This is a genomic window from Streptococcus porcorum, assembly GCF_053203725.1.
Window position 1 is genome coordinate 1 of the sequence record NZ_JBRUDG010000018.1, and the last position, 23348, is coordinate 23348.

19 protein-coding genes, 2 pseudogenes and 1 riboswitch are annotated in these 23348 nt (G+C 37.5%); of the genes and pseudogenes, 1 reads left to right on the forward strand and 20 read right to left on the reverse strand.

The features are described 5' to 3' along the window. Positions 1–168: 168 nt before the first annotated feature. The 20 genes and pseudogenes from ACVRWY_RS05850 to pcrA form a co-directional block, all read right to left on the reverse strand. Positions 169–2727 carry a M1 family metallopeptidase gene (locus ACVRWY_RS05850; protein WP_354369021.1) on the reverse strand — a complete coding sequence of 853 codons (2559 nt, stop codon included), beginning with the start codon at positions 2725–2727 and terminating at the stop codon, positions 169–171. A gap of 36 nt (positions 2728–2763) precedes the next feature. Next, the gene (gene phoU / locus ACVRWY_RS05855; protein WP_354369023.1) at positions 2764–3417 is read right to left on the reverse strand and encodes a phosphate signaling complex protein PhoU; all 654 of its coding nucleotides are present in this window, start codon (positions 3415–3417) and stop codon (positions 2764–2766) included. A gap of 24 nt (positions 3418–3441) precedes the next feature. Next, positions 3442–4200, reverse strand: coding sequence for a phosphate ABC transporter ATP-binding protein PstB (gene pstB, locus ACVRWY_RS05860; RefSeq protein ID WP_354369025.1), 759 nt, complete (start codon positions 4198–4200; stop codon positions 3442–3444). Positions 4201–4211: 11 nt separating this feature from the next. Next, positions 4212–5015, reverse strand: coding sequence for a phosphate ABC transporter ATP-binding protein PstB (gene pstB / locus ACVRWY_RS05865; protein ID WP_354369027.1), 804 nt, complete (start codon positions 5013–5015; stop codon positions 4212–4214). A gap of 103 nt (positions 5016–5118) precedes the next feature. Then, positions 5119–6003: a phosphate ABC transporter permease PstA gene (pstA, locus tag ACVRWY_RS05870; protein WP_354369029.1), complete on the reverse strand. Its 885-nt coding sequence runs from the start codon at positions 6001–6003 to the stop codon at positions 5119–5121. Further along, complete coding sequence (gene pstC, locus ACVRWY_RS05875) at positions 5993–6928, reverse strand: phosphate ABC transporter permease subunit PstC (RefSeq protein WP_354369031.1); 936 nt, start codon at positions 6926–6928, stop codon at positions 5993–5995. Before pstC ends, pstA begins: the two co-directional genes overlap by 11 nt. A 40-nt stretch (positions 6929–6968) precedes the next feature. Beyond that, positions 6969–7835 carry a phosphate ABC transporter substrate-binding protein PstS family protein gene (locus ACVRWY_RS05880; RefSeq protein ID WP_354369033.1) on the reverse strand — a complete coding sequence of 289 codons (867 nt, stop codon included), beginning with the start codon at positions 7833–7835 and terminating at the stop codon, positions 6969–6971. A gap of 108 nt (positions 7836–7943) precedes the next feature. Then, positions 7944–9254: an RsmF rRNA methyltransferase first C-terminal domain-containing protein gene (locus ACVRWY_RS05885; protein WP_354369035.1), complete on the reverse strand. Its 1311-nt coding sequence runs from the start codon at positions 9252–9254 to the stop codon at positions 7944–7946. A 117-nt stretch (positions 9255–9371) separates the two neighbouring features. Beyond that, positions 9372–10139, reverse strand: coding sequence for an inositol monophosphatase family protein (locus tag ACVRWY_RS05890; protein ID WP_354369037.1), 768 nt, complete (start codon positions 10137–10139; stop codon positions 9372–9374). Then, positions 10129–10407, reverse strand: coding sequence for a UPF0223 family protein (locus ACVRWY_RS05895; RefSeq protein ID WP_354369039.1), 279 nt, complete (start codon positions 10405–10407; stop codon positions 10129–10131). The genes ACVRWY_RS05890 and ACVRWY_RS05895 overlap by 11 nt, the downstream gene beginning before the upstream one ends. Continuing rightward, entirely contained in the window at positions 10397–10813 is a 417-nt protein-coding gene (locus ACVRWY_RS05900; protein ID WP_354369041.1) for a Spx/MgsR family RNA polymerase-binding regulatory protein, read from the reverse strand. Before ACVRWY_RS05900 ends, ACVRWY_RS05895 begins: the two co-directional genes overlap by 11 nt. A 63-nt stretch (positions 10814–10876) precedes the next feature. After that, complete coding sequence (locus ACVRWY_RS05905) at positions 10877–11797, reverse strand: bifunctional riboflavin kinase/FAD synthetase (protein ID WP_354369043.1); 921 nt, start codon at positions 11795–11797, stop codon at positions 10877–10879. 51 nt (positions 11798–11848) lie between these two features. Next, the gene (truB, locus tag ACVRWY_RS05910; protein WP_354369045.1) at positions 11849–12727 is read right to left on the reverse strand and encodes a tRNA pseudouridine(55) synthase TruB; all 879 of its coding nucleotides are present in this window, start codon (positions 12725–12727) and stop codon (positions 11849–11851) included. A 413-nt stretch (positions 12728–13140) separates the two neighbouring features. Next, positions 13141–13569: a GNAT family N-acetyltransferase gene (locus tag ACVRWY_RS05915; RefSeq protein ID WP_354369047.1), complete on the reverse strand. Its 429-nt coding sequence runs from the start codon at positions 13567–13569 to the stop codon at positions 13141–13143. Positions 13570–13572: 3 nt separating this feature from the next. Then, positions 13573–14469 (reverse strand): annotated as a pseudogene (locus tag ACVRWY_RS05920) (DUF2130 domain-containing protein); the annotation flags it as partial. A 137-nt stretch (positions 14470–14606) separates the two neighbouring features. Continuing rightward, positions 14607–14826: pseudogene (locus ACVRWY_RS05925) on the reverse strand (DUF2130 domain-containing protein); the annotation flags it as partial. Positions 14827–14940: 114 nt separating this feature from the next. Then, positions 14941–15903: an aromatic acid exporter family protein gene (locus ACVRWY_RS05930; protein ID WP_354369051.1), complete on the reverse strand. Its 963-nt coding sequence runs from the start codon at positions 15901–15903 to the stop codon at positions 14941–14943. 45 nt (positions 15904–15948) lie between these two features. Beyond that, a complete protein-coding gene (locus ACVRWY_RS05935; protein WP_354369053.1) occupies positions 15949–16719 on the reverse strand; it encodes an HAD-IIB family hydrolase in 771 nt (256 codons plus the stop codon). 81 nt (positions 16720–16800) lie between these two features. Then, positions 16801–18912 (reverse strand): AAA family ATPase, encoded by a 2112-nt coding sequence (locus tag ACVRWY_RS05940; RefSeq protein ID WP_354369055.1) that lies wholly within the window; start codon positions 18910–18912, stop codon positions 16801–16803. Between the two features lie 243 nt (positions 18913–19155). Continuing rightward, complete coding sequence (gene pcrA, locus ACVRWY_RS05945; protein ID WP_354369057.1) at positions 19156–21411, reverse strand: DNA helicase PcrA; 2256 nt, start codon at positions 21409–21411, stop codon at positions 19156–19158. Between the two features lie 358 nt (positions 21412–21769). Next, positions 21770–21856: riboswitch (glycine riboswitch) on the forward strand. A 119-nt stretch (positions 21857–21975) separates the two neighbouring features. Between pcrA and ACVRWY_RS05950 the strand changes: the two genes are divergently transcribed. Continuing rightward, positions 21976–23304: an alanine/glycine:cation symporter family protein gene (locus ACVRWY_RS05950; protein ID WP_354369059.1), complete on the forward strand. Its 1329-nt coding sequence runs from the start codon at positions 21976–21978 to the stop codon at positions 23302–23304. Positions 23305–23348: the final 44 nt, after the last annotated feature.

A 23348-nucleotide genomic window follows, 5' to 3' on the forward strand; every position in this document is an offset into this window, starting at 1 on the left:
GTTTCAGGAACTTTGAAAACTTTAAAAAACGGATTTTGATTGCCTTGAACATAAAGAAAGAGAGAACGAATTTCGTCCTCTCTAGGTGTTAGCTTTTCATCTACCCACTACAGTTGACAAAGAGCCTCTCTTTTGAGGTGTTAGAGATAGAGCTAAAGTAAATAACTCCTAAAGAATTCTATTTTTCAACACATTTGAAAGTGTTTCCTCAACTAACTCTTTTTCTCTAGAGATTAAGTTAATTCGTGCTGAAATTTCTTTTATTCCCATCATAATATTTCGACTAATTGATAAATCATTGAGCTGTGGCTCAAAGAAGGCTTTATACTCCTCTAAACGCTTCTCTGTTTTAAAAATATTTGCAGGATAGATAACAAATTTATCAAAACTCATATCGCCACCTAAAGTAGCTTTGATCCACTCCCAATTTTCACGAGCCCAAGTCCAAGTAACTTCTTGTGTAAAGCTTCTGGATAAGAGTGGGTGATACCAACTCATCGCAAGATCTTGTGGTTTAACAATATCTTTATCCTTCAACCCATCAAGTAAATACTGGATATTTTTAGAATCTTGTGTATAAGAGAGTGCTTGAGCTAATTGACGACGGAAAACACCATTATTCGTTTTAACATAAGTATCTAAATAAAGTTTCACAAGCTCTTCGGATTCAAATTGACGAATTTGGTTAATCAAGATATATAATCGAATAGAAGCTGGGATAGACTCAATATCTTCTTTATACTCCTCAAAAATTATCTTAGCTTTATCTACCGCAATAGTGTTTTCTGCGTAAATCATCGCATTTAAAACACTTTGACGGACAAATTCATCTTCATCTGATTCGCCAGATATTTTTTCAAATCCTAAACGTTCAAAATTATAAGCATGAATGGCTTCTATCAGTGCCTTGAAATCCTCTTCTGATGCTGTTCCTTCATCAATAAATTTAGATAAACCATTTGTTACTTGTACCATTGCCGTAACAACCATATGAGAGGTTTCATCTTTTAATTTTAATAGTAAAGGAATTAGTTCAGCATAAGAAATCTGACCAGATTCAGCCAGAAGGCGTCTATCTTGGATAAGTTGCAGTTTTGACGTTTTATCTAGATCATGAAGATTGGCCATCACATCATCTAATAAGATACCCTCATAATTCGTGATATAATGTGCTGTATTTTCTGTATTTAAACGAAAAGCTGATTTATTTACTGTAGCTAACTCAGAGAAGTTAGGGATTTCTAAGCGTTCCGTGGTTAACAAATCTGGGATGCCTTCCCAATTACTGTTAAGTGGGATTTGCCAAATTCTTCCCTTATCCTCATGCTCACCAATAAAGAATTGCTTTTGGGTCAAAATTAAAGTGTCATTTTCAACACATGCTGTTACTACAGGATAACCTGGCTGTTCCAACCAAGCATCCATAAAATTAGCAACATTTTTACCACTTGCATCTGATAAGGCTTTCCATAAATCTCGACCTACCGTATTACCATATTGGAAGGTTTCAAAATAGCGATTTAAGCCAGAAGCAAAATCCTTATCTCCCAACCAACGACGTAACATATGCATGAGGCGACTACCTTTTGCGTAAACAATAGCAGGATCAAATAAAGTATTAATTTCATCAGGATGATTAACTGTTACATGAACCGATTGAACACCGTCAGTCGCATCTCTTTGTAAAGCCAAAGGAACACCTGTTGTTTGAAAATCTTCAAAGATATTCCAGTTCGGCTCAATAGCGTCAAGAGAGACATATTCCATCATATTAGCGAAACTTTCATTCAGCCACAAGTCATCCCACCATTTCATGGTAACGAGATTCCCAAACCATTGATGAGCTAACTCATGGGCAACGACTAAAGCAACTTGCTGACGACTAAGTGCTGTTGAATTTTCATCTACCAATAAATAAACTTCGCGATAAGTTACAAGTCCCCAGTTCTCCATAGCTCCTGCTGAAAAGTCAGGTAAAGCCACATGATAAGACAAAGGAATTGGATATTTTACTCCGTAGTAGGATTCATAAAACTCGATAATGCGTACTGCAATATCCAAAGAAAAATCAAGAGAAGTTAATGGATGAGCTTTGGTTGAAAAAATACCAACTTCTGTTCCATTTTGTGTCTTAGCAGTTTTGCCCTGTAAATCTCCTATTGCAAAAGCCAGTAGATAAGAAGACATTCTAGGTGTTGTTTTAAAGGTCCATACACCTGTTTCTTTTCGTAGATCTTGATTGATCTCTGGCATATTGGATAAAACAATTTCATTTTCTTCTTGATCAAATTTGATAGATAAATCAAAGGTTGCCTTAGCCTCTGGCTCATCTATAGATGGAAAGGCTTCACGTGCAAAATGACTTTCAAATTGTGTAGAAATCACTTCTTTTTTTCTACCCTCAACAGTATAATAAGACGGATAAATCCCAGTCATATTATCTGTAATCTTGCCTGCAAATTCAAGAATCAAAGTCATGGTACCCGTTTCAGGTAAGTCAATATGAAGCGCTTCATTAGCATCATCCAATCGATAAGAGAGCTCTTGATTATCTAATTTTACAGAATCTATCCGTAAATTTTTCTGATGAAGTGAGATGTGGTTATCCAAAGCCTCCCCTGCAATAGCCACATTTCCAACAAATGTTTTTTCAGATCGATTAATATCTAAGAAGATATTATAATTTTCTGGAATAAACTTTTCGATAAACTGTTCAACTGTTTCCATAATTCTCCCTTTATCCCTGAGCTATTTTCTAAAAAATTATAATTCAATAATTTTTCCAGTTTTAAGATAAACTACCCACTCACAAATATTACGAGCATAATCACCAATACGTTCTAAGTACATGATTACTTGGAAGTAATCTTTTCCAGTAACAATAGCATCAGGGTTCTTTTTAATTTCTTCAACGGTCAAAGATTGAATTTCACGGAAATAAACATCAATATTGTCATCAGATGCTGCAATTTCGCGTGCTTTAGTTTCATCAGCATGAATATAAGCATTAAGCGCTTCTTCAATCATCACTTTAACGGCTGCACCCATTTTGGCGATTTCTTTCTCTACTTCAGGAAGACGTTTCTCACCTTTAGTACTGATAGTCGCATGTGCCATTGATACTGCATGATCTCCCATACGCTCAATATCACTAGATGCCTTTAATACAGTAATAACAGTACGTAAATCATGTGAAACAGGCTGCTGTAGAGCAATGATTTCAAGCGATTTTTTCTCAAGTTTTACTTCATACTCATTAATCTTTTCATCATTTGCAATCACTTCATTTGCCAAATCACGATCATGTGTTACAAAGCTACGCAAAGACTTTTTAAATTGTGAGAGTGCCTCAGTTCCCATCACATAAAATTGATTATGTAATTTATCTAATTCTTCTTCAAATTGTGTTCTTAACATCTTCTTTCTCTTCCTTTATCTTTTCTATCCAAACTTACCTGTAATATAATCTTCTGTTTCCTTATGTTTAGGATTTAAGAACATGTCTTTAGTATCACCGTATTCTACCAAATTTCCATCAAGGAAAAAGGCTGTTCGTTTCGAGATACGTGAGGCTTGCTGCATAGAGCGCGTCACAATAATTAATGTATAGTCATCTTTCAAGCCATACAGTGTATCTTCAATTTTTCCTGCTGAAATAGGATCCAAGGCAGACGTTGGTTCATCAAGTAAAATAACCTTTGGACTAGTGGCTAAGGTACGAGCAATACAAACACGTTGTTGTTGACCACCAGATAATCCAAGTGCTGAATCATGCAAACGATCTTTCACTTCATCCCAAATAGAGGCACCCTTCAATGAGGTTTCAACAGCTTCATCTAGAATCGCCTTATCTTTAATCCCCTTTAAGCGAAGGCCATAAACAACATTTTCATATATGGACATCGGAAAAGGATTGGGTTGTTGGAATACCATACCGATTTCTTTTCGTAAATCAACAGTATCTGTTCGTGGACTATAAATATTATGTCCATTATAAACAATTGAACCTGTTAAGGTCGCTTCTGGATTAAGATCATTCATACGATTAATAGATCGCAAAAGTGTAGATTTTCCAGAACCTGAAGGTCCAATTAAAGAAATAATTTCATTTGGATAAATGTCCAAAGAAACTGTATTTAATGCTTTTTTCTTTTTATAGTACACAGATAAATCTCTGACACTAATAATAGGTTCTGTCATATTGTTCCTCTCTAACCAAAACGTCCTGAAACATAATCGTTTGTTGATTGAAGTTTAGCATTTTGGAAGATATTGGTTGTTTTATCGTATTCAATCAGGTCTCCCAAATAAAAGAACGCAGTATAATCACTAGCACGAGCCGCTTGCTGCATATTATGGGTTACTATGATAATCGTATAATTTTCTTTAAGATCAAACATGGTCTCCTCAAGTTGCATTGTAGCAATTGGATCTAAGTTTGAGGCAGGCTCATCCATCAACAGAATATCAGGTTTTACTGCAATAGCTCGAGCAATACATAATTTTTGTTGTTGACCACCTGATAAAGTAAATGCTGACTTATGTAAGTTATCCTTCACTTGATCCCACAGGGCCGCTTGTTTTAAAGAAGTCTCAACAATTTCATCTAGAACATTTTTATCTTTAACACCTGCACGTTCATGAGCAAATGTAATATTACGGTAGATGGATTTTGCAAATGGATTAGGGCGTTGAAAAACCATTCCGATATGTTTACGAACTTCATAGACATTCATTTCAGGTTTATTAACATCAATGCCTTCGTATAAAATTTCACCTGTCACTTTAGCGATATCAATCGTGTCATTCATGCGATTAAGACTCCGCAAATAAGTTGATTTCCCACAACCAGATGGTCCAATCAGAGCGGTAATCTTATTTTTTTCAAACTGCATATCTATACCTTTGATTGCTTCTTTGCCACCATAATAGACATGCAAATCTTTTGTTGATAGGGCTACTTTTTCCTCAGGAAAAGTAATAATATGTCTTTCATTCCAATTATAGTCAGCCACAATGTTTCTCCTTTTTAATAAAAAATCGAGAAGAAAGTAGGACATCAAAGCCTTGTTTAAGCAAGATAGAGCCTATCTTTTTTCTCGAAAATCTAAATTCTGTTTAAGCTGATGTCAGTTTCTTATGTAAGAAGCTACCAATTCGACGTGCAGAAATATTGAAAATTAAAATGAAAATCAATAGAACTGCAGCACTTCCAGCAGAAACCTCTGTCGCATCAGGAATTGTCCCCTCACTATTTACTTTCCAGATGTGTACAGCAAGTGTTTCGGCTTGACGGAAGATAGAAATTGGACTTGTTACACTAAAGAGATTCCAGTTAGACCAATCTAGTGCAGGTGCAGATTGACCTGCTGTATAAATCAGTGCTGCTGCTTCTCCAAAAATACGTCCAGAAGCCAAGACAATACCTGTAACAATACCTGGAAGTGCTTCTGGAATAACGACATGAACTACTGTTTCCCATCTTGACAACCCTAAAGCCAAGCCTGCCTCGCGTTGTGTATGGTGAACAGTACGTAAACTATCTTCTACACCTCGTGTCATTTGTGGAAGGTTAAAGACAGTGAGTGCTAGGGCACCAGAAATAATTGAAAAGCCATACTCAAACTGTACAACAAAGATTAAATAACCAAATAGCCCCACAACAACTGATGGAAGAGAAGACAAAATTTCGATACAAGTACGAATAAAGTTGGTTAATGGACCTTTTTTAGCATACTCTGAAAGATAGATTCCCGCTCCCATTGATAGAGGAACTGAAATCAAAAGAGTTACGACTAAAAGGAAGAAGGAATTATAGAGTTGAATTCCAATCCCCCCACCTGCTTGGTAAGAAGAGGAACGTCCTGTTAGGAAAGACCAGCTTACATGAGGTAACCCTCTAACAAGAATAAAAAGAATGAGAGAGGTCAGAATGGTAACAATAATTGTAGCAATGGCATATAAAATACCTGTTGCCAATTTATTTATTTTTTTAGCGTGCATAGTTTTTCTTTCTTTCTCTTGTAATCATTTTTACTAGCATATTAAAGGCCAAGCTCATCACCAAGAGAACCAAGGCCAGAGACCAAAGTACATTATTTTGAACTGTTCCCATAACGGTATTACCGATCCCCATCGTTAAGACAGAGGTTAAAGTTGCTGCTGGCGTTGTTAGAGAGGTTGGGATAACTGCTGAGTTACCCACTACCATTTGAATCGCTAAAGCTTCTCCGAAAGCACGCGCCATACCAAAGATGACTGCCGTGAAAATTCCTGGTCTAGCTGCATTTAAAATGACACGCCAAATAGTTTGCCAACGTGTCGCTCCCATGGCTAGACTGGCTTCCTTGTAATGTCTAGGAACAGCCTTAAGACTATCTACCGTCATAAAGGTAACGGTTGGTAAGATCATAACAAAAAGTACAAATACCCCTGATAAAATACCAAAACCAGTTCCTCCGAAGATAGATCGGACAAATGGTACTACGACCTGAAGACCAATAAATCCATATACGACAGATGGGATCCCTACTAAAAGTTCAACCGCTGGTTGAAGAATTTTAGCACCGTATTTAGGTGAAATTTCTGTCATAAAGACTGCCGCACCAATAGCAAATGGTGTTGCGATTAAAGCAGATAAAATAGTCACAATGAAAGAACCCATAATCATTGGAAGGGCACCAAGATAAGGTTTGCCTGAAGCGTCTTTCACACTAGGTTGCCATTCTTTTCCAAATAAGAAATCAAATGGATTAATTTTGTCAACAAAGAAAGTCGATAGACCTTTTTGTGCAACAAAGATAAGAATCATTGCCACAATAAAAACAATCAACGCCAAACAGAAAAATGTTATAGCTTTACCAAATTTTTCTAAGCGAGAGTTTTTTGAAGGTGACAATAATTTTTTTGCAAGTTCTTGATTTTTCACAATTGCTCCTCACACAACTATTCAAGTGAATAGTTCTTTATTATTTTTCTGTCACAGTACCGTCAGCATTTTTGGTTACTTTCATATCATGGATTGAAATGTAGCCCATGCTTACCACAATACCTTTTTGAATTTCTTCACTCATCATGTACTCTAAAAATTCTTTTGTCAAACCTGTTGCTTCCCCTTTAGTGTACATATGTTCATAAGACCAAATTGGCCAATCATTCGTTGCCACATTCTCAGCTGTAGGTTCAAAACCATTTAGCTTCAAACTCTTAACTGAATCATCAACATAAGCAAATGACAAGTAAGAAATCGCACCTGGAGTTTGCGATACAATGGATTTTACCATACCGTTAGAATCTTGCTCTTGGCTTTGTTTGGCTGTTTGACCATCCATAATAATGCTATCGAAGGTGGCGCGAGAACCTGAACTTGATGCACGGTTAATAATAGAAATCTCCAAGTCTTTCCCACCAACTTGTTTCCAGTTGGTGTATTCACCTGTAAAAATTTTTCTCAACTGTTCCGTGGTCAAATCAGATACATCAACATTCTTGTTTGTGATAACGGCTAGCCCTGCAACGGCAACCTGATAATCGACCAATGCCTCTGCATCAATACCATCTTTTTCTTCTGCGAACAAATCACTATTACCGATTTGAACAGCACCTGATTGTACTTGCGACAAACCTGTACCCGAGCCTCCACCTTGGACATTGATGGTTTTTCCAAGATTAGCACTGGCAAATTCATCGGCCGCTCCTTCAACAAGAGGCTGGAGGGCGGTTGAGCCAACTGCTGTAATAGACTCACCTTTATCAATCCAACTTGAACATGCAGAAAGACCTATGCCCAATAGACAAACAAGAGCCGTCAAGGCTAGTTTATGTTTCTTTTTCAATATATTTTTCCTTTCAAAGTGAAAGTATTTTTAGAAAGTTTCTTCTATAAAAGCAACCAACTTTCCACCTTCCACTATACCATAGTTAATAACTTTTGGAAAGACTTTTTAACTAAATCGCAAACCTTTTGGAAAGGCATTCTTTAGGGTTTTGTCAACCACCTTTGCAAATCCTATTCCATTGCCTTCTATTGCGATATAGTACCAATCATTTGCATAGGATTTGGGGAGACTAACAGTTTGTCCTGAAACATATTTTTTAAAATCCTCTTGAGTCATTTCAATCACTTGATCCACTTCATCTGGATGTAACGCTAAGCCTAAAGCAAAGCTCGGTTCAAAACGCTTTTTCTTAAAGGTTCCAAGATGTAGCCCATTTCTTGCAATTTTAAGTTGACTTAAATCAGGAAGATGATTTGGTAACAAATAAAGTTGTTCACCAAAAACTTGAAGCACCCCGCTTAAATCAGTATTGACTTTCCGACGATAAAACTCCTCCCACAACTGCACCTGTTCTCTAGTGAGATTGGTTCGAGCACTCTTTAGCTTACTAGATGTTTGGTGTGTTTGTGTATCCCTTAACTTAGCAACAAATTGTCCCTCACCCTTGAAACGATGTGGATACATCCGAGCCACCTCTGGCATATCAATGCCAGAAACCATCCCATTTTCTTTAGGAATCATTTCTAAACTTAAGTTATAATCAATTTCCATAAGCCAACGGACAATATCTTCATTTTCTTCTGGTGACCAAGTACATGTGGAATAAACGATACTCCCTCCCGGTGCTAACATATCTAAGGCATCTCGTAAAATTTCTTGTTGTACTTTTGCACATTGGCTAGGATAATCCTCATTCCAATATTGAATAGCCGCAGGATCCTTACGAAACATCCCCTCTCCTGAACAAGGAGCATCTAAGACAATGAGATCAAAATAATTTGGAAAGACTTTAGCTAATCGAGTAGCACTTTCATTAGTAATCACAACATTTCTTGCACCAAATCGTTCAACATTTTCAACTAGAATCTTACTTCTTTTGTGATTGATTTCATTACTCACCAAAATCCCCGTATTGTCTAGATAGGAAAGAAGATGAGTGGTTTTTCCTCCAGGTGCTGCAGCTAAATCTAGTACCTTCATTCCTTTTTTAGGTGAGGCAACCTGGGCAACCATCTGTGCTGCAGGTTCTTGGGAATAGACTAAGCCCGTCACATGATCGCTAGATTTTCCTGACACTTTTCCATAATAAGACCAAGGCATATTGTTAATTGGGGTATCAAATTTTTTGATATTGGCTTTTAAGGGATTGATTCTAAAAGCTGAAATTGCTTCTTGGTCAAATGTTTTAAAAAAAGCCTCGGCTTCATCTCCTAATAATTGTTGATATTTTTTTATAAATGTATCTGGAAACTTCATTTATTTCTATTATTTACTCCATTATAGTTTTTTATTGGATATTTTTTCATAAAAAAGAGAGTGGATAATTGACACTTTCATTCCTAAGGTGACAATTTCACTCTTTCATCTAACAGATTAACTATGCTCATTCACCACAGACTGTATCAAGGTCAATTTATCTTTCGGAACAAACATAATCGCTTGACGAGTACGAAAATCAGGATGTTCACCTGTCATTGTCAGTGTAACATAGCCAAGACTTTCTCCCATAATAGATGCTGCAGCATAATCCCAAGGATAGATACAAGAGAAGTAAGCCATCAACTTTCCTTCTAGAACACGGCTCATACTAATACCAGCACTACCATACACACGAAGACCCAAACTCTGTTTAATCAGCTCACCAACTCCCATAGTATTATGAGCATACATACCGCTATTTGCCGCAATAAGAAACTGACTAATCGGCTTATCTTTGTATGGTGATAACTCCTGACCATTTAACGTAACAGGAAATACCCCACCACCTGCATAAAGCTGATCGTCCATTAAGTTATAAATAATCCCAAATTGCCCAACACCTGCTTCATAATAAGCTAGCATAATCGCAAAATCTTGACCTTGGGACACAAAATTAACCGTACCATCAATTGGATCTAATACCCAAACATTTCCCTCATCAATAGGGTGAAGAAGATGACCTTCTTCTGCTAAGATAAAATCATTGGGATAATATAACTTTATCTGTTCCACTAAAAACTGCTGAGTAGCTTGATCAACATTAGTTACCAAATCATCAAACTGACTCTTACTAGCAATCTCTAGAGGGTTTTTCATACTTTCTTTAACCAAAGCACCTGCTTCTTTGATTAGGCTTTTTGCAAATTCAAATTTAGTCTCCAAGTTTCAGCATCCCTTTCCCTTTTTCTTGAGCACATTTCACTACCTGATAGGTCGAGTACCCTGAAACACTCTTGAAATCCCGATCAATTTGCTTTTCTTCCGCTTTACTTCTAACAATTTCTTTGAACATTTGATAGCTTTTTAAAAGTTCTTCGGCTCTAACTCCCTTTTCATAAGCTAACTCCACTTGATTCAAAAAATGAAGCACTGACGATATTTCCTCAGTGCTCCATGACAAATTAAGTGGATAAGAATAATTATCTTTCATCTCTTCCCTCAATTTCAGCTCTAATGGTCGCTTGGCGCAACTCTTGTTTTCTGTAATCACGCGATAAAAAGGCACGAATCTCATCTTCGTTAAATCCGATTTGCATGCGCTTACTATCCATGATAATAGGACGTCTTAATAAACTTGGATAGTCTGCTATCAACTGGATCAACTCCGATACAGACATCTCCTCAACATCGACATCTAATTTTTGAAAAACCTTTGAACGCGTAGAAATAATATCTTCTGTCCCATTTTCTGTAAAAGATAAAATGGACAGCAATTCCTGTGGTGTCAAAGGATTTGTAATAATATTATGCTCTTGATAAGGCACTTCATGTGCAGATAACCAGGCTCTCGCCTTACGGCAACTAGTACAGCTGGGTGATAAAAATAAGGTAATCATAATGGAGCCTCTTTTTAATATTTCCTACTCTACTTATATTATACCTTTTTTTTAGCTATTGAGCTATACTTTTTCGTAATTTCTTGCGAGTTGCTCATCTACTTTTAATTGAGTCACTAGCTCATCAATTCCTTTAAATTTTACCATGTCTCGAATTTTATCCAGCCAAACAACCTCTATAGTATTCCCATATAAATCACCTTCAAAATCAAAAATATGTGCTTCAAGTCGCAATTCAGTACCATCAAAAGTCACATTTTTTCCAACACTCGTCATCGCACGATATTTCTTTCCTGATAGGATAACGTCTGTAATATAGACACCATCTTTTGGTAAATAGGTTCGATCAATTGGAGAAAAATTTGCTGTTGGATAGCCAATCGTTCTCCCTCTTGCATCACCATGCACCACGATACCACGAGTTGAAAAGTGATATCCCAAAAGATGATTAGCTTCAGCAACTTGACCGTTTTTGATCAATTGACGAATGCGGGTAGAACTAATTTTTTCGTCTCCTGAGGTTTGCTCAGAAACAATCACCACTTGTCCCGAAAAGTTTCGTTGGAGATAAGCACAACTTGTCCGATTATGACCAAAATGATAATCAAAGCCAGCTACCACCGTATTAGCACGTAGATTTTCTATATATTTATGAATGAAATCATCAGAGCTGACACCAGCAAATTGGCTAGTGAAGTCAACAAAATAAAGATAGTCAACACCGTATTCCTCAAATTTCTCCAAACGTTTTTGCGGAGAAACAATATGTAAGAGGAGTTCGGGATCAAAGCGAGCAAATGTTAACTTTGGAGATTCTGGAAAAGTTAAAACTGCCACTTTAAGTCCTTTTTTATCGGCAATGAGTCGAGCTTGATCAAAAAGTTCCTTATGTCCTCGATGAAGACCATCAAAATATCCTAGAACTAGGACCGTTTCTTCTTTTTGATGAATATCATTTTCATCTTTAATGTGAAATATTTTCATAAATTTATTGTACCACACTTAGAAAAAAAGAGAAGAAATAAACTCTTCTCTCTACACTAGCACTTTCCTAGGTTTATAGTCTTGGTGACGTCTTTCTAAGATCGCTAAGACCTTGCCATCTCTAAAAGCTGCTACCAACTCTTCTTGACAATCCAATTGGATGAAGCGACCAAAACTAATCTCCGTCATCTGTTCTTCTGTCAATTCAACACGAGGGATATCCCCCACACCGTACTCCATAGGAAGTAAAAACGAAAAATCTTGTTTAGCTACTTTTTCTTCTATCTGCTCTAAGGTTAGAGAATCTTGTAGTTCCAACCCTGCTGAAGCAGTTCTTTTTAAGGCTGACATATGGCTCGCATACCCTAATTGTTTCCCTAAATCTACTGATAAGGTGCGGACATAAGTCCCTTTGCTACAGGCTACTCGGAAAGTAAACACAGCTTTGCCATCTGCTACAGTAACTGGTGAGGTACGGACAAATTCGTAGATAGTTACCTGACGCTCTGGTCTATCAACTGTCTCACCAGCACGCGCATACTCATAAAGCTTTCGACCATTAACTTTTACTGCCGAGTACATCGGAGGAATTTGCGTAATGTCTCCCACAAAATCCGCCATCACTGCATCAATTGCCGTCTCGCTCAAGTCACTAACGGGTGTCATCTCAACAACCTCTCCTGAGGTATCTTCTGTCGTTGTAGAAAAACCAATCGTGATTTCTCCCTCGTAGACTTTTCCTGCCTCTGTCATATACTCAATCACGCGCGTCGCTTTCCCAACTGCAATAGGTAAAACACCTGTCACATCTGGATCAAGTATCCCCCCATGACCAATCTTTTTTTCCTTTAAAATTTTTCGAAGTTTAAAAACAGCATCGTGCGAGGTCATCCCCGCTACTTTTCTTAAATTAATAATTCCTGAAATCATGTTTTTATTATAACACAAAGAACCGTTCTTGTCGGCGGTCCGGCATGATTTAGATTTCCCAATAAAAAATCATTGTTAATCCTAAAAGACAGATGGAGATCTTGGACGTATTCTGAGATATCTTGAGACTCCCCCTGTTCATCACGCGCAGTCCTATAGATAACATGGTCACCTGATCTCTTTATTCTGTGCGGAGCCATTCAAAAATCTTCCTAGGTTTTTCCAATATTTTGGAAGAATGGCAGAGCTCCACATGACGTCCAATCTGGATTGGAGTTCGTTTGAAAATCTTGTTTTCAATGGGTGGCTACCATTGTGCAGGTCAACGAGAATATCCTTGACTTCTGAGTTCTGGTTGATAATCTCTGCAACAGGTGGATTAAACTCTATTAGATTATTCATAGGTTATTACCTTATTTCAACCAATAGGCAAATCCTATTGTCTGCTTTGAAAAACCGTATTGTTCATAGAATTGATGCGCTCCAGAACGCTGCTCAGTTAAACCTGAATTCAAGGCTAAAGCAATACAGCCATTTGACTTGGCAAAATCTGAAACAGCATCTACTAATTTGGTCGCTAACCCCTTTCGACGATGCTTATCTGATACTACCAATGCAAGAATACGACAGTATGCACCATCTGTTTCAAAAAAATACATTTTGTGAAATCCAACAAAACCAAGGATTTGATTATTTTCCTCAACTACAAACAAATGATAATCGGGTTGTTTCAACAAATTCAACCATCTTGACTCTAGGTCCAACTCATCTACCGGATAACCTAATTCGACCATTAATGGCACACAAGCAGTAAAATCCTCATTTTCAAATGCTCTAATCATCACTCACTCCTCCTGCAGCGCCTCAAACTTTTCACGCATAGTCGGGTTTTTTCTGGTCAATTTCTTAACAGAAACGTCTTCTAGCTTATTATTGGCAAGCCTCAATTGATTCTCTGATGTTGTCAGCGCCGCCTTAACCGCCTCCATTCGTTTAATGGATTTATCTATTTCCTCAATAGCTTTTTGGAAATTTTTACTTGCAGAATGGTAGTTTTTGGCAAAAGCTGTCTTAAAGGTTTCGAGATCCTCCTCAAAATGCGTGATATCAATATGTTGTTCTTTCACCAAAGCTAATTCTTGTTTATATTTTAAACTATTGAGCGCAGCATTTCGCAAAAGCCCAATCAGCTGAATGAAAAACTGAGGACGAACTACATACATCTTCTCATACTTGTGACTGACATCCACGATGCCCGTATTGTAATAGTCATTATCAGATTCTAGCATTGAAACCAAGACAGCATACTCACAATTTTTTTCTCTTCTATCCTTGTCTAGCTCCTTGAAAAAGTCCTCGTTTTTATGTTTTTTGACAGTGTCATCTGCTTCATTTTTCATTTCAAACATGATGGAGAGAATCTCGACACCATTTTCATCCGACTCACGATAGATATAATCCCCTTTTGATCCCCTGTCAGAGAGTTGATTGTCCTTTTCAAAGTAGGCATTAGGAAAAGCTAGATGGCGTACCTTATTAAATTCTGCTTCTGCATATAGCTCTAAACTCTCACCGATAGCTTTTGTAGATTGCTGGGCTTTAAAGTTTTTATAAAATTCTACCTGTTCATTTGCAACTTTTAACTGAACTTCATACTCTTGGCGACTGGTAGCTAAGGCTAACTCTTGCTTTTGCTCTTGTAAAAGAAGAGCGCTTTGAGCAGCATCACGTTCCTTTTCTAGAGCCGACATAACTGCTTGATGTTCTTGATCTTTTTCTAAACTTAATTTCTCTAACTTAGATTGAAGGTCAGCTAATGCCTTATCTTTTTCAGCCAATTTTTTCTCAAACTGAAGCTCCTTTTTCACATCTAAAGCCTCTAAGCTAGCCTGTAATTCCAAAATCTCCCTATCTTTATTAGCTAGTCTATCTTCTAGGTTGCGTTGTGCCTTCTCCTTTAATAACTCTGTTTCACGTGCCAGACGCTCATGGACTTCTTTATCAAACTCTGAGCCACGCACCTGAGCTAATAGTTGACTATACTCTGTTTCGTTAACTTGAAAGGCAGTCCCGCAGTGGGGACAAGTAATATTGTGCATATTCCCTCCATATTTTTTTCTACTAATTTGAAAGTTTTATCTTCTAACAGTAAATCGTCACTTCAAAAAAACGTAATTGTCTCACTTGATATTATTGTATCAAAAAAAGGTCAACTAGACCTTCTCTGACTTATAGTCTTGGTAAAAATCAACTTTTAGTTGTATAAAATGCTCCATATCATGTAGAAGTTGAAATAAGGTTGCTCTTGTCTCAAACTCCTCTCTGGTCTTAGGTAAGTCCCTTTTTCTAAAGCGTTGTAAAAAATGCTCAATAGCATCTAGGAGATCTTGAGCTGGATTTTCTTGACTTAACTGTTCAGCTGTTTCTTGGAATAACTGAGCCAAAATTAAACTCTCATCACTTTTTAGGTGACAATGATTGATATTTTCAGCCATTTGACGTAATACTTTTGTTTGCGCAATACGCATTTCAAAATAATGCACCTGATAATTAGTTTGATTAAACAATTGGTTACGTCTATCAAGATAGACCAAAGCTAGAGCATCTTGTAACATAACCTCCAACTCCTTGATGAGTTGGGCATCATTTGTACCATCACCTTTTAACAAAAAACTATTAAACCGTAATAGAATCTTTTTTAACTGTTCTTCAACCCGTTCATGGTAGTCTAAAATTTCATTTTGTCGCGACGGCATATATAAATTAAATAACAGAGCTACCCCTGCACCGATGATAAAAAGTCCCAGCTCATTTATTAACCATGACCAAGCAATACTTTTTTCTAACAACAAGTGTGTTACAAGAACAGTACTTGGTGCTATTCCTGCCTCTAATTGATAGCGATAAGCTATTGGAACATAAATCAGAAGATAAACAATAACCGCAGGAATATGGTAACCCAAGATACCAAATGCCACCGCTCCTAAAATTAAAGCTAAAATAGCTGAAAATAATCGTTGTCGTGCCATTTTAAACGACGTCCGTCGTGTATCTAATACACTTAGTATAGCAATAATTCCAGCTGATGTTGCGTAAAGAAAACCTAATTTCTGAGCCATAAAAATGGATAGCCCTGTAGCTAGGGCTAATTTTATGGTGCGTTCCCAAATGGACATTTCTTCCTCCTTATCTTGATTTTTATAACCATATCCTCTCAACAGTTAATTTTTAAATAGTTTGAAGAGTTCTTCTATTTTCTGAGCGATTAGATATGGTTGCTCCTCCTTGACGATTAGTTGCTCATCAGCATAGGGGACTAAAGGGGCATATTTTCCAATCTGAACAGCATATAAGGAGTGTTTGAAAAACTCAATATCATTTTGATCGTTTCCAAAAGCCACATAGGGAGCCTTTAACACCTCCATCAATGTTGTGGCTTTATTCACACCATAGGGATTGATATAAAGGCACTTCTCATGCTCATGATAAGAAAAATCAAGACAAGCCAATTCTCTAACATCTGCCAACAGAGAATCTACCAAGTCTTCATGATCTCCCATATAAATCACCATCTTGATCGGGTGCTCCAACTTCTCCAAAGACACTTCTTTTGCTAGATGAAGCGGGTCAACACTAGAAATGAAAGGAATCTTTTCTTTTAGTGAAGTGCTGTAATTAAAATCATTGTCAACGAAATAAGGGAGATTATAGGCTTGACACCAAGATAAGATTGTCTTAAAGGCTTGCTTATCAAGTACCTTATCTTTAAAAATTCGACCACCGTTAAAGACTAAACCTCCATTTAGTCCAACCACCAATCGCTGACTGAGGCTGTCTCCTAAAATCCCTAAACAATCACGATAAGATCTAGCCGAAGCAAAACCAACTTGATGTCCATATTGCTCTGCTTTTTCCAAAACATCCTTGATGGAACTATCCATTGAGAAACCATCAAAGCACAGGGTTCCATCTAAATCGAAAATAAAATACATGATTGCCTCCTTCCAAATATTCTAACACAGTTTTCAGAAAACAACAAAAATAGGAGTGTCGAAACACCCCTGTCTTTGATTTTAGGCTTTTTTCTCCTCAATCGTCATTTCACCATTTTTTAGAGTAGCGACTAGATGTTTAGCTTCTAAATGATCAAGATAAAAATCAGTCACACGATCTCTAATATCTTGTTCAATTACCCGACGAAGAGGTCTTGCTCCCATTGCTTTATCATACCCCTTGTCGATTAAGTAAGCCTTAGCTTCATCTGTCACTTCAAGTGTAATATCTTTTCTTGCCAAAGTGCGGTTGACATCTGATAACATCAAATCAACAATTTCACCAAGATCCTCTTTACTTAAGTGGCTAAACTCAATAACACCATTAAAGCGATTTAGGAACTCTGGACGGAAGTAAGGTGCAATCCGGTCCATAATTTTTTGCTCCTCATCGTCATCTGATACTTGATTTAAACCAAATCCAGCGTTTGATGTTGCAATAATAACGGTATTTTTAAAGTTAACAGTATTACCTTGACCATCTGTTAAATGCCCGTCATCCAAAACTTGAAGTAATAGGGTAATCACTTGAGGATCTGCTTTTTCAATTTCATCAAGAAGAACAATAGAATAAGGGTTGCGACGAACACGCTCGGTTAGAGTATTACTGTTATCATCATATCCTACATAACCTGCCGTTGTCCCAATCAATTTAGAAACAGCTGTACGATCTGAAAACTCAGACATATCTAAACGGATAATGGCATCCTTGGTACCAAATAAATCAATTGCTAATTGTTTAGCTAACTCAGTCTTACCAACTCCAGTTGGACCAACAAATAAGAAACTACCAATCGGACGATTACCATCATCAAATCCTGCACGATTACGACGAATTGCTCGTGCGACCATCTCAACAGCTTGATCTTGCCCGATTACTTTTCCTTTTAAGCGGCTGTTAAGTTCTTTTAAGCGCTCAATATCACTTGACCCCATATTAGAAACAGGAATACCTGTCATACGCTCAACGGATTCTGCCACATCATTGATTGTGGCTTTTGTTTTTTGAGTTTCAGTATGATTCTCGATTTGTTTTTGCAATTCTTCGATGCGAACCTTGCTGTTTAATGCTGTCTCATAATCTTGTTTTTCAACTGCATCCTCTTGTTTTGATCGTTCTTTAGCAATTTCTTCTTCAAGGGTATGAACATCTGTTACAGAATGTTGTGCTGCAAGGTGTGCTGCCGTAACATCTACCAAATCTATGGCTTTATCAGGAAGACTACGTTGTGGGATGTACTGGATAGAATAATCCACTGCTGCTTTTAGAACCTCATCTGGCAAAATAACATTATGGTGTTCTTCATATAGTGAGCGAATACCTTGCAAGATTTTTAATGTATCCTCTGCAGACGGTGCTTTCACTTTTACTTCGTTGAACCGTCTTGCTAGTGCTGCATTTTTCAAGATTGTATTGCGGTATTCATCCTCTGTACTAGCACCAATGATGGTTAATTCTCCCCGAGAAAGAGCGGGTTTAATAATATCTGCTAAACCTTTTGAACCACTATCTGAACCAGTATTACCTGCTCCTAAAATTTGGTGAATCTCATCGAAAAATAAAATAATATTCCCAGCTTCCTTAACTTCACTCACAAGATTTTGAATATTCTCCTCAAAGCTACCACGATATTGAGTTCCCGCTTCCAAACCAGAGATATCAATAGAAATTAACTCCTTACCTTTAATCGCAGCAGGAACATCTCCGTGAACAATAGCTTGTGCCAAACCTTCAACAACAGCTGTTTTACCAACGCCTGCATCTCCCACTAAGACTGGATTGTTTTTTGTTCGACGTGCCAAGATTTCTGACGTTTCTTGGATTTCTTTATTTCGACCAATCACCGGATCAAGCAAACCTAGACGTGCTTCTTCAGTCAAGTTACGTCCAAGTTTAGCCAGAATACCATCTGATTTTAATGCTTTATGAGATGTTTTTTGTGCTTCAACTCCCTCATACTGTGGAAGTTGTCCTGTTTGACGATAATAGGCAAATTCTTCTGGTGTTACCTCACGGCCGTTAATTAAATAACGACGACTCTCAGTGTTATAACCACCCATATTCCCCATCAATTGGTTAAAAATATCATCCATGTTTCCAAATCTGTCAAATTGATTATTTCTGTTTGTCATCATCATTACCTCTTATATTTTTCTATACATTAATCATCCAGATCCCATTATCTGAATTCGGTAGTTTTGACCAAAACTAACCTTTTGACCTTCACTGACCTTAAGTATATAGTAATACTTTTGTAACATAATGTCAACAAAAAAGTTTTATTTTTTTGATATAATAAAAAATTTAAACAAAAAGCATATCTAGTTGGTGGAAGAACTAGATATGCTTTCTACAAAATATAATAGGCTAACAGATTATTTTTTTTCAATCGGAGCTACACTGGCCAGTAGCTTTTTCAATCCTACTTCTGAAAACTTAATTTTTAACTCTTGTGCCTGTCCTTGTCCAGAGACTTCGAGAACTATTCCATCACCCCACTTTTTATGATGGGCAACATCCCCAACTTTCCAATGGTCTGATATTTTAGATGAAGCTTGTGTGAATGGTCTAGGTGCAGCACTTGCCTTACGTTGTTGAAGGGCCTCTTGCAAGCTCATTCCTTTGGCAAAAGATTCCCCACTACCCTTAGAGCTTGCAATAAAAGAGGTTTGAGCTGGGCGAGCTAGACCGTCATAGCTCAATAATTCCTCACTGATCTCTTTAATAAATCGCGTTGGACGATTGTAACTTGTCCGCCCAAAAAGCGTACGGCTATTAGCATTGGTCAAATAAAGAACCTCCTCAGCACGAGTAATACCAACATAAGCCAAACGTCGTTCTTCCTCCAGCTCATCTCTATCTTCTGTTGCACGAGACAAAGGAAATACCCCTTCTTCCATTCCAATCAAAAAGACAACTGGAAACTCTAACCCTTTGGCAGCATGAAGCGTCATCAAGGTCACCTCAGCTGTCTCAGTATCTCCATCATCAGTATCAGCAATCAAAGCCAAATCATTCAAGAAACGACTCAAACGCTCCAATCCTGTCTCCCCCTCTGATGTCTCTGATGCCTTATCATCAAAATTTTTGGTCACAGATAAAAATTCTTGGATATTTTCTACCCTTGCTTGACTCTCTAGAGTATTTTGTACTTTAAGAGATTCTAAGTAACCTGTCCGTTCTAACACCTGCTCAACAACCTCTGAAATGGAGAGTTGATCTAAACCATCACGGATATCAAATAGAATGTTAGCTAGCTCGCCAACTGCTTGCGCAGCTTTCCCACGTAAAGGAGAAATTAAAATATTTTCAGCTGCATCTAAAAGAGAGAGTTGCTGTTCTTGAGCAAAAAGACGAAGTTTATCCAAACTTCCTGGACCAACACCACGCTTAGGCTCATTCACAATACGTTCAAAACTGATATTATCACTGGGGTTTGATATCACATTGAGATAAGCAATGACATCACGAATTTCTTTACGACTATAGAATTTGGTTCCTCCAACCATGGTATAAGGAATATTAGACTTTAAAAGCGCCTCCTCAATCGTACGAGATTGCGCATTCGTGCGATAAAGCACAGCAAAATCTTTGAAATTTTTACCAGATGAGGTCACCATATTGTCGATCTTGCTGGCAACAAAAACAGCTTCTTCTTGCTCATCGCGTGCACGAAAATACACAATAGCTTCGCCGTCTGCATTTTGTGTCCATAAGCGCTTGGGACGACGGTTATAATTGTTTTTAATCACATCATTAGCAGCTTGAAGGATTTTTTTAGTCGAGCGATAATTCTCTTCCAATAAGACCACCTTAGCTTCTGGGTAATCTTTTTCAAAATCCAAAATATTTTGCATATCTGCTCCACGCCAACCATAAATTGACTGGTCTGCATCTCCAACCACACAAATATTTTTAAATCGAGAAGCTAAAAGTTTGACCAATTGATATTGCGCATGGTTGGTATCTTGGTATTCATCCACATGAATATATTGGTAGCGTTGCTGATAATAAGCTAAAACATCTGGATGTTGATCAAATAAGCGCAAGGTCATCATAATTAAATCATCAAAATCCATGGCCTCGCTACGACGTAACTCTTCCTGATAAGCTTTATAACACTTAGCAACAACTTGGGTGTACATATCAGATGCTTGGTGTTCATAAGCACGTTCATCCAATAAATCATTCTTAGCGTTTGAAATTGTTCCTAAGATCGAACGCTCATTCCAATTTTTAGGATCAAGATTGAGCTGCTTAATAATACGCTTCATTAAGGTTCTTTGTTCACCTGGATCTATGATGGTAAAATTACGATTGTAGCCAATATGATCTGCATCTCGACGTAAAATACGCACACACATGGAGTGAAAGGTCGCAATCAAGGTCTCTTGTGTCGCTGGATTTAACAGCATGGCTCGTTCCCTCATTTCACGTGCTGCTTTATTGGTAAAGGTAATCGCTAAGATATTCCACGGATTCACCATTTTTTCATCAATAAGATAAGCGATGCGATGCGTTAATACTCTTGTCTTTCCAGACCCTGCTCCTGCCATAATCAAAAGCGGTCCCTCAGTCGTCATCACCGCTTCTGCCTGCTTGTCATTCATACCGTTTAATAATGGATTCATAATATTATACAAAGGGCTGATACTTTAAAAAGTCAACTTTCTAAAATAACTTCCCTATTTAGCTACCGTAACTAAATATTCCTTTCCTTTTTCTTTCAACAGACTTCTGTTAACAAAAATAATCCTTACTATTTTACCACTTTTTCTATAAAATATCAGAATCCATGTCAATTTACCATTCTTCAATAGCATCATAAAAGAGTTTAAAAGACTATTGACAAACATTAAAACTTTATATATGATAGAACGTATATTAATTTAATAAGCGATTGACGTTTTTCAGGAGAGAAAGGTTCGCCTTTCACCGAAGGAGTTATACTCTCAGGTATCTAGATCATTCTAGATGGGACTGATTAACCGACGGACTTCTGGAGAGACCATTTTTGGCGCCGAAGGGGCAAGGCATACTGCTCAATCTCTCAGGCAAAAGGACAGAAGAGGTATAGAAAAAAAACTAGATCAAACTAGATTTTTTGTGTAGCCTTTTATGACGATTTATCCAGAGGTATCGAAAGATAGCCTCTTTTTCTTGTTTAAAACCAATCGTACATAAGGAGATTTTATATGTTGGAATTTTTTACCGCTATTGATAACATTGTTTGGGGAGCTCCCTTACTTGTTTTATTAGTGGGTACTGGAATTTATCTGACAGTTCGTTTGGGGCTTTTACAGGTTACAAGATTACCAAAAGCCTTTAAACTTATCTTTGTTGATGATAAAGGCGAAGGTGACATTTCAAGTTTTGCTGCACTAGCAACTGCTCTGGCTGCAACTGTTGGAACAGGAAATATCGTCGGGGTTGCGACTGCTATTAAATCTGGTGGGCCAGGAGCTCTGTTTTGGATGTGGGTGGCTGCTTTCTTTGGAATGGCAACAAAATATGCTGAGGGACTTTTAGCGATTAAGTTTCGCTCAAAAGATGCTGAAGGTAAAGTGTCTGGAGGACCAATGCACTACATTCTTCTCGGTATGGGACAAAAGTGGAAGCCATTAGCTATCTTCTTTGCAGTTGCAGGCGTATTGGTTGCCTTTTTAGGAATTGGAACTTTCTCTCAAGTAAACTCTATTACCTCATCACTTGAAAATAGCTTTGGATTGTCTCCACAAATTGTTAGTATTGTCATTGCCATTATTGTAGCTATTATCATTTTCGGAGGGATTGAATCTATCTCTAACGTCTCAACAAAGGTTGTTCCATTTATGGCCATTCTCTATATCGTTGCAACTTTAGCGGTTATCTTTACCTACAGTGATCAAATCATCCCGTCACTAGAATTAGTTTTCAAAAGTGCTTTTACTAAAAGTGCTGCTATTGGTGGTTTTGCTGGAGCAACTGTTAAAGAAGCAATTCAAAGAGGGATTGCGCGTGGCGTATTTTCAAATGAATCTGGGCTTGGATCTGCTCCTATTGCCGCAGCTGCCGCTAAAACAAATGAACCTGTTGAACAAGGTTTGATCTCTATGACAGGTACCTTTATTGATACCATTATCATCTGTACATTGACTGGTCTTTCCATTCTTGTCACAGGAAAATGGACTGTTGAAGGACTTGAGGGAGCTCCTTTGACACAGGCCGCATTTGGAAGTATCTTTGGAACACCAGGCGAACTTGCCTTAACAATTTGTTTGGTCCTATTTGCTTTCACTACAATTCTAGGATGGAGTTACTATGGCGAGCGTTGTTTTGAGTTTTTATTCGGAGTGAAACACCTCAAAATTTACCGAATCATCTTGATTACGATGGTTGCGCTTGGAGGCTTTTTAAAACTTGAACTAATCTGGGTTATTGCAGATATCGTTAATGGACTAATGGCTCTACCTAATTTAATTGCACTACTAGTCCTTTCACCCGTAATTATTAAGGAAACAAAAAAATATTTCCATAAAAAATAAGTCACTTCTAGAAAAGCCATATCTTCTATCTGAGTTTTTAACAT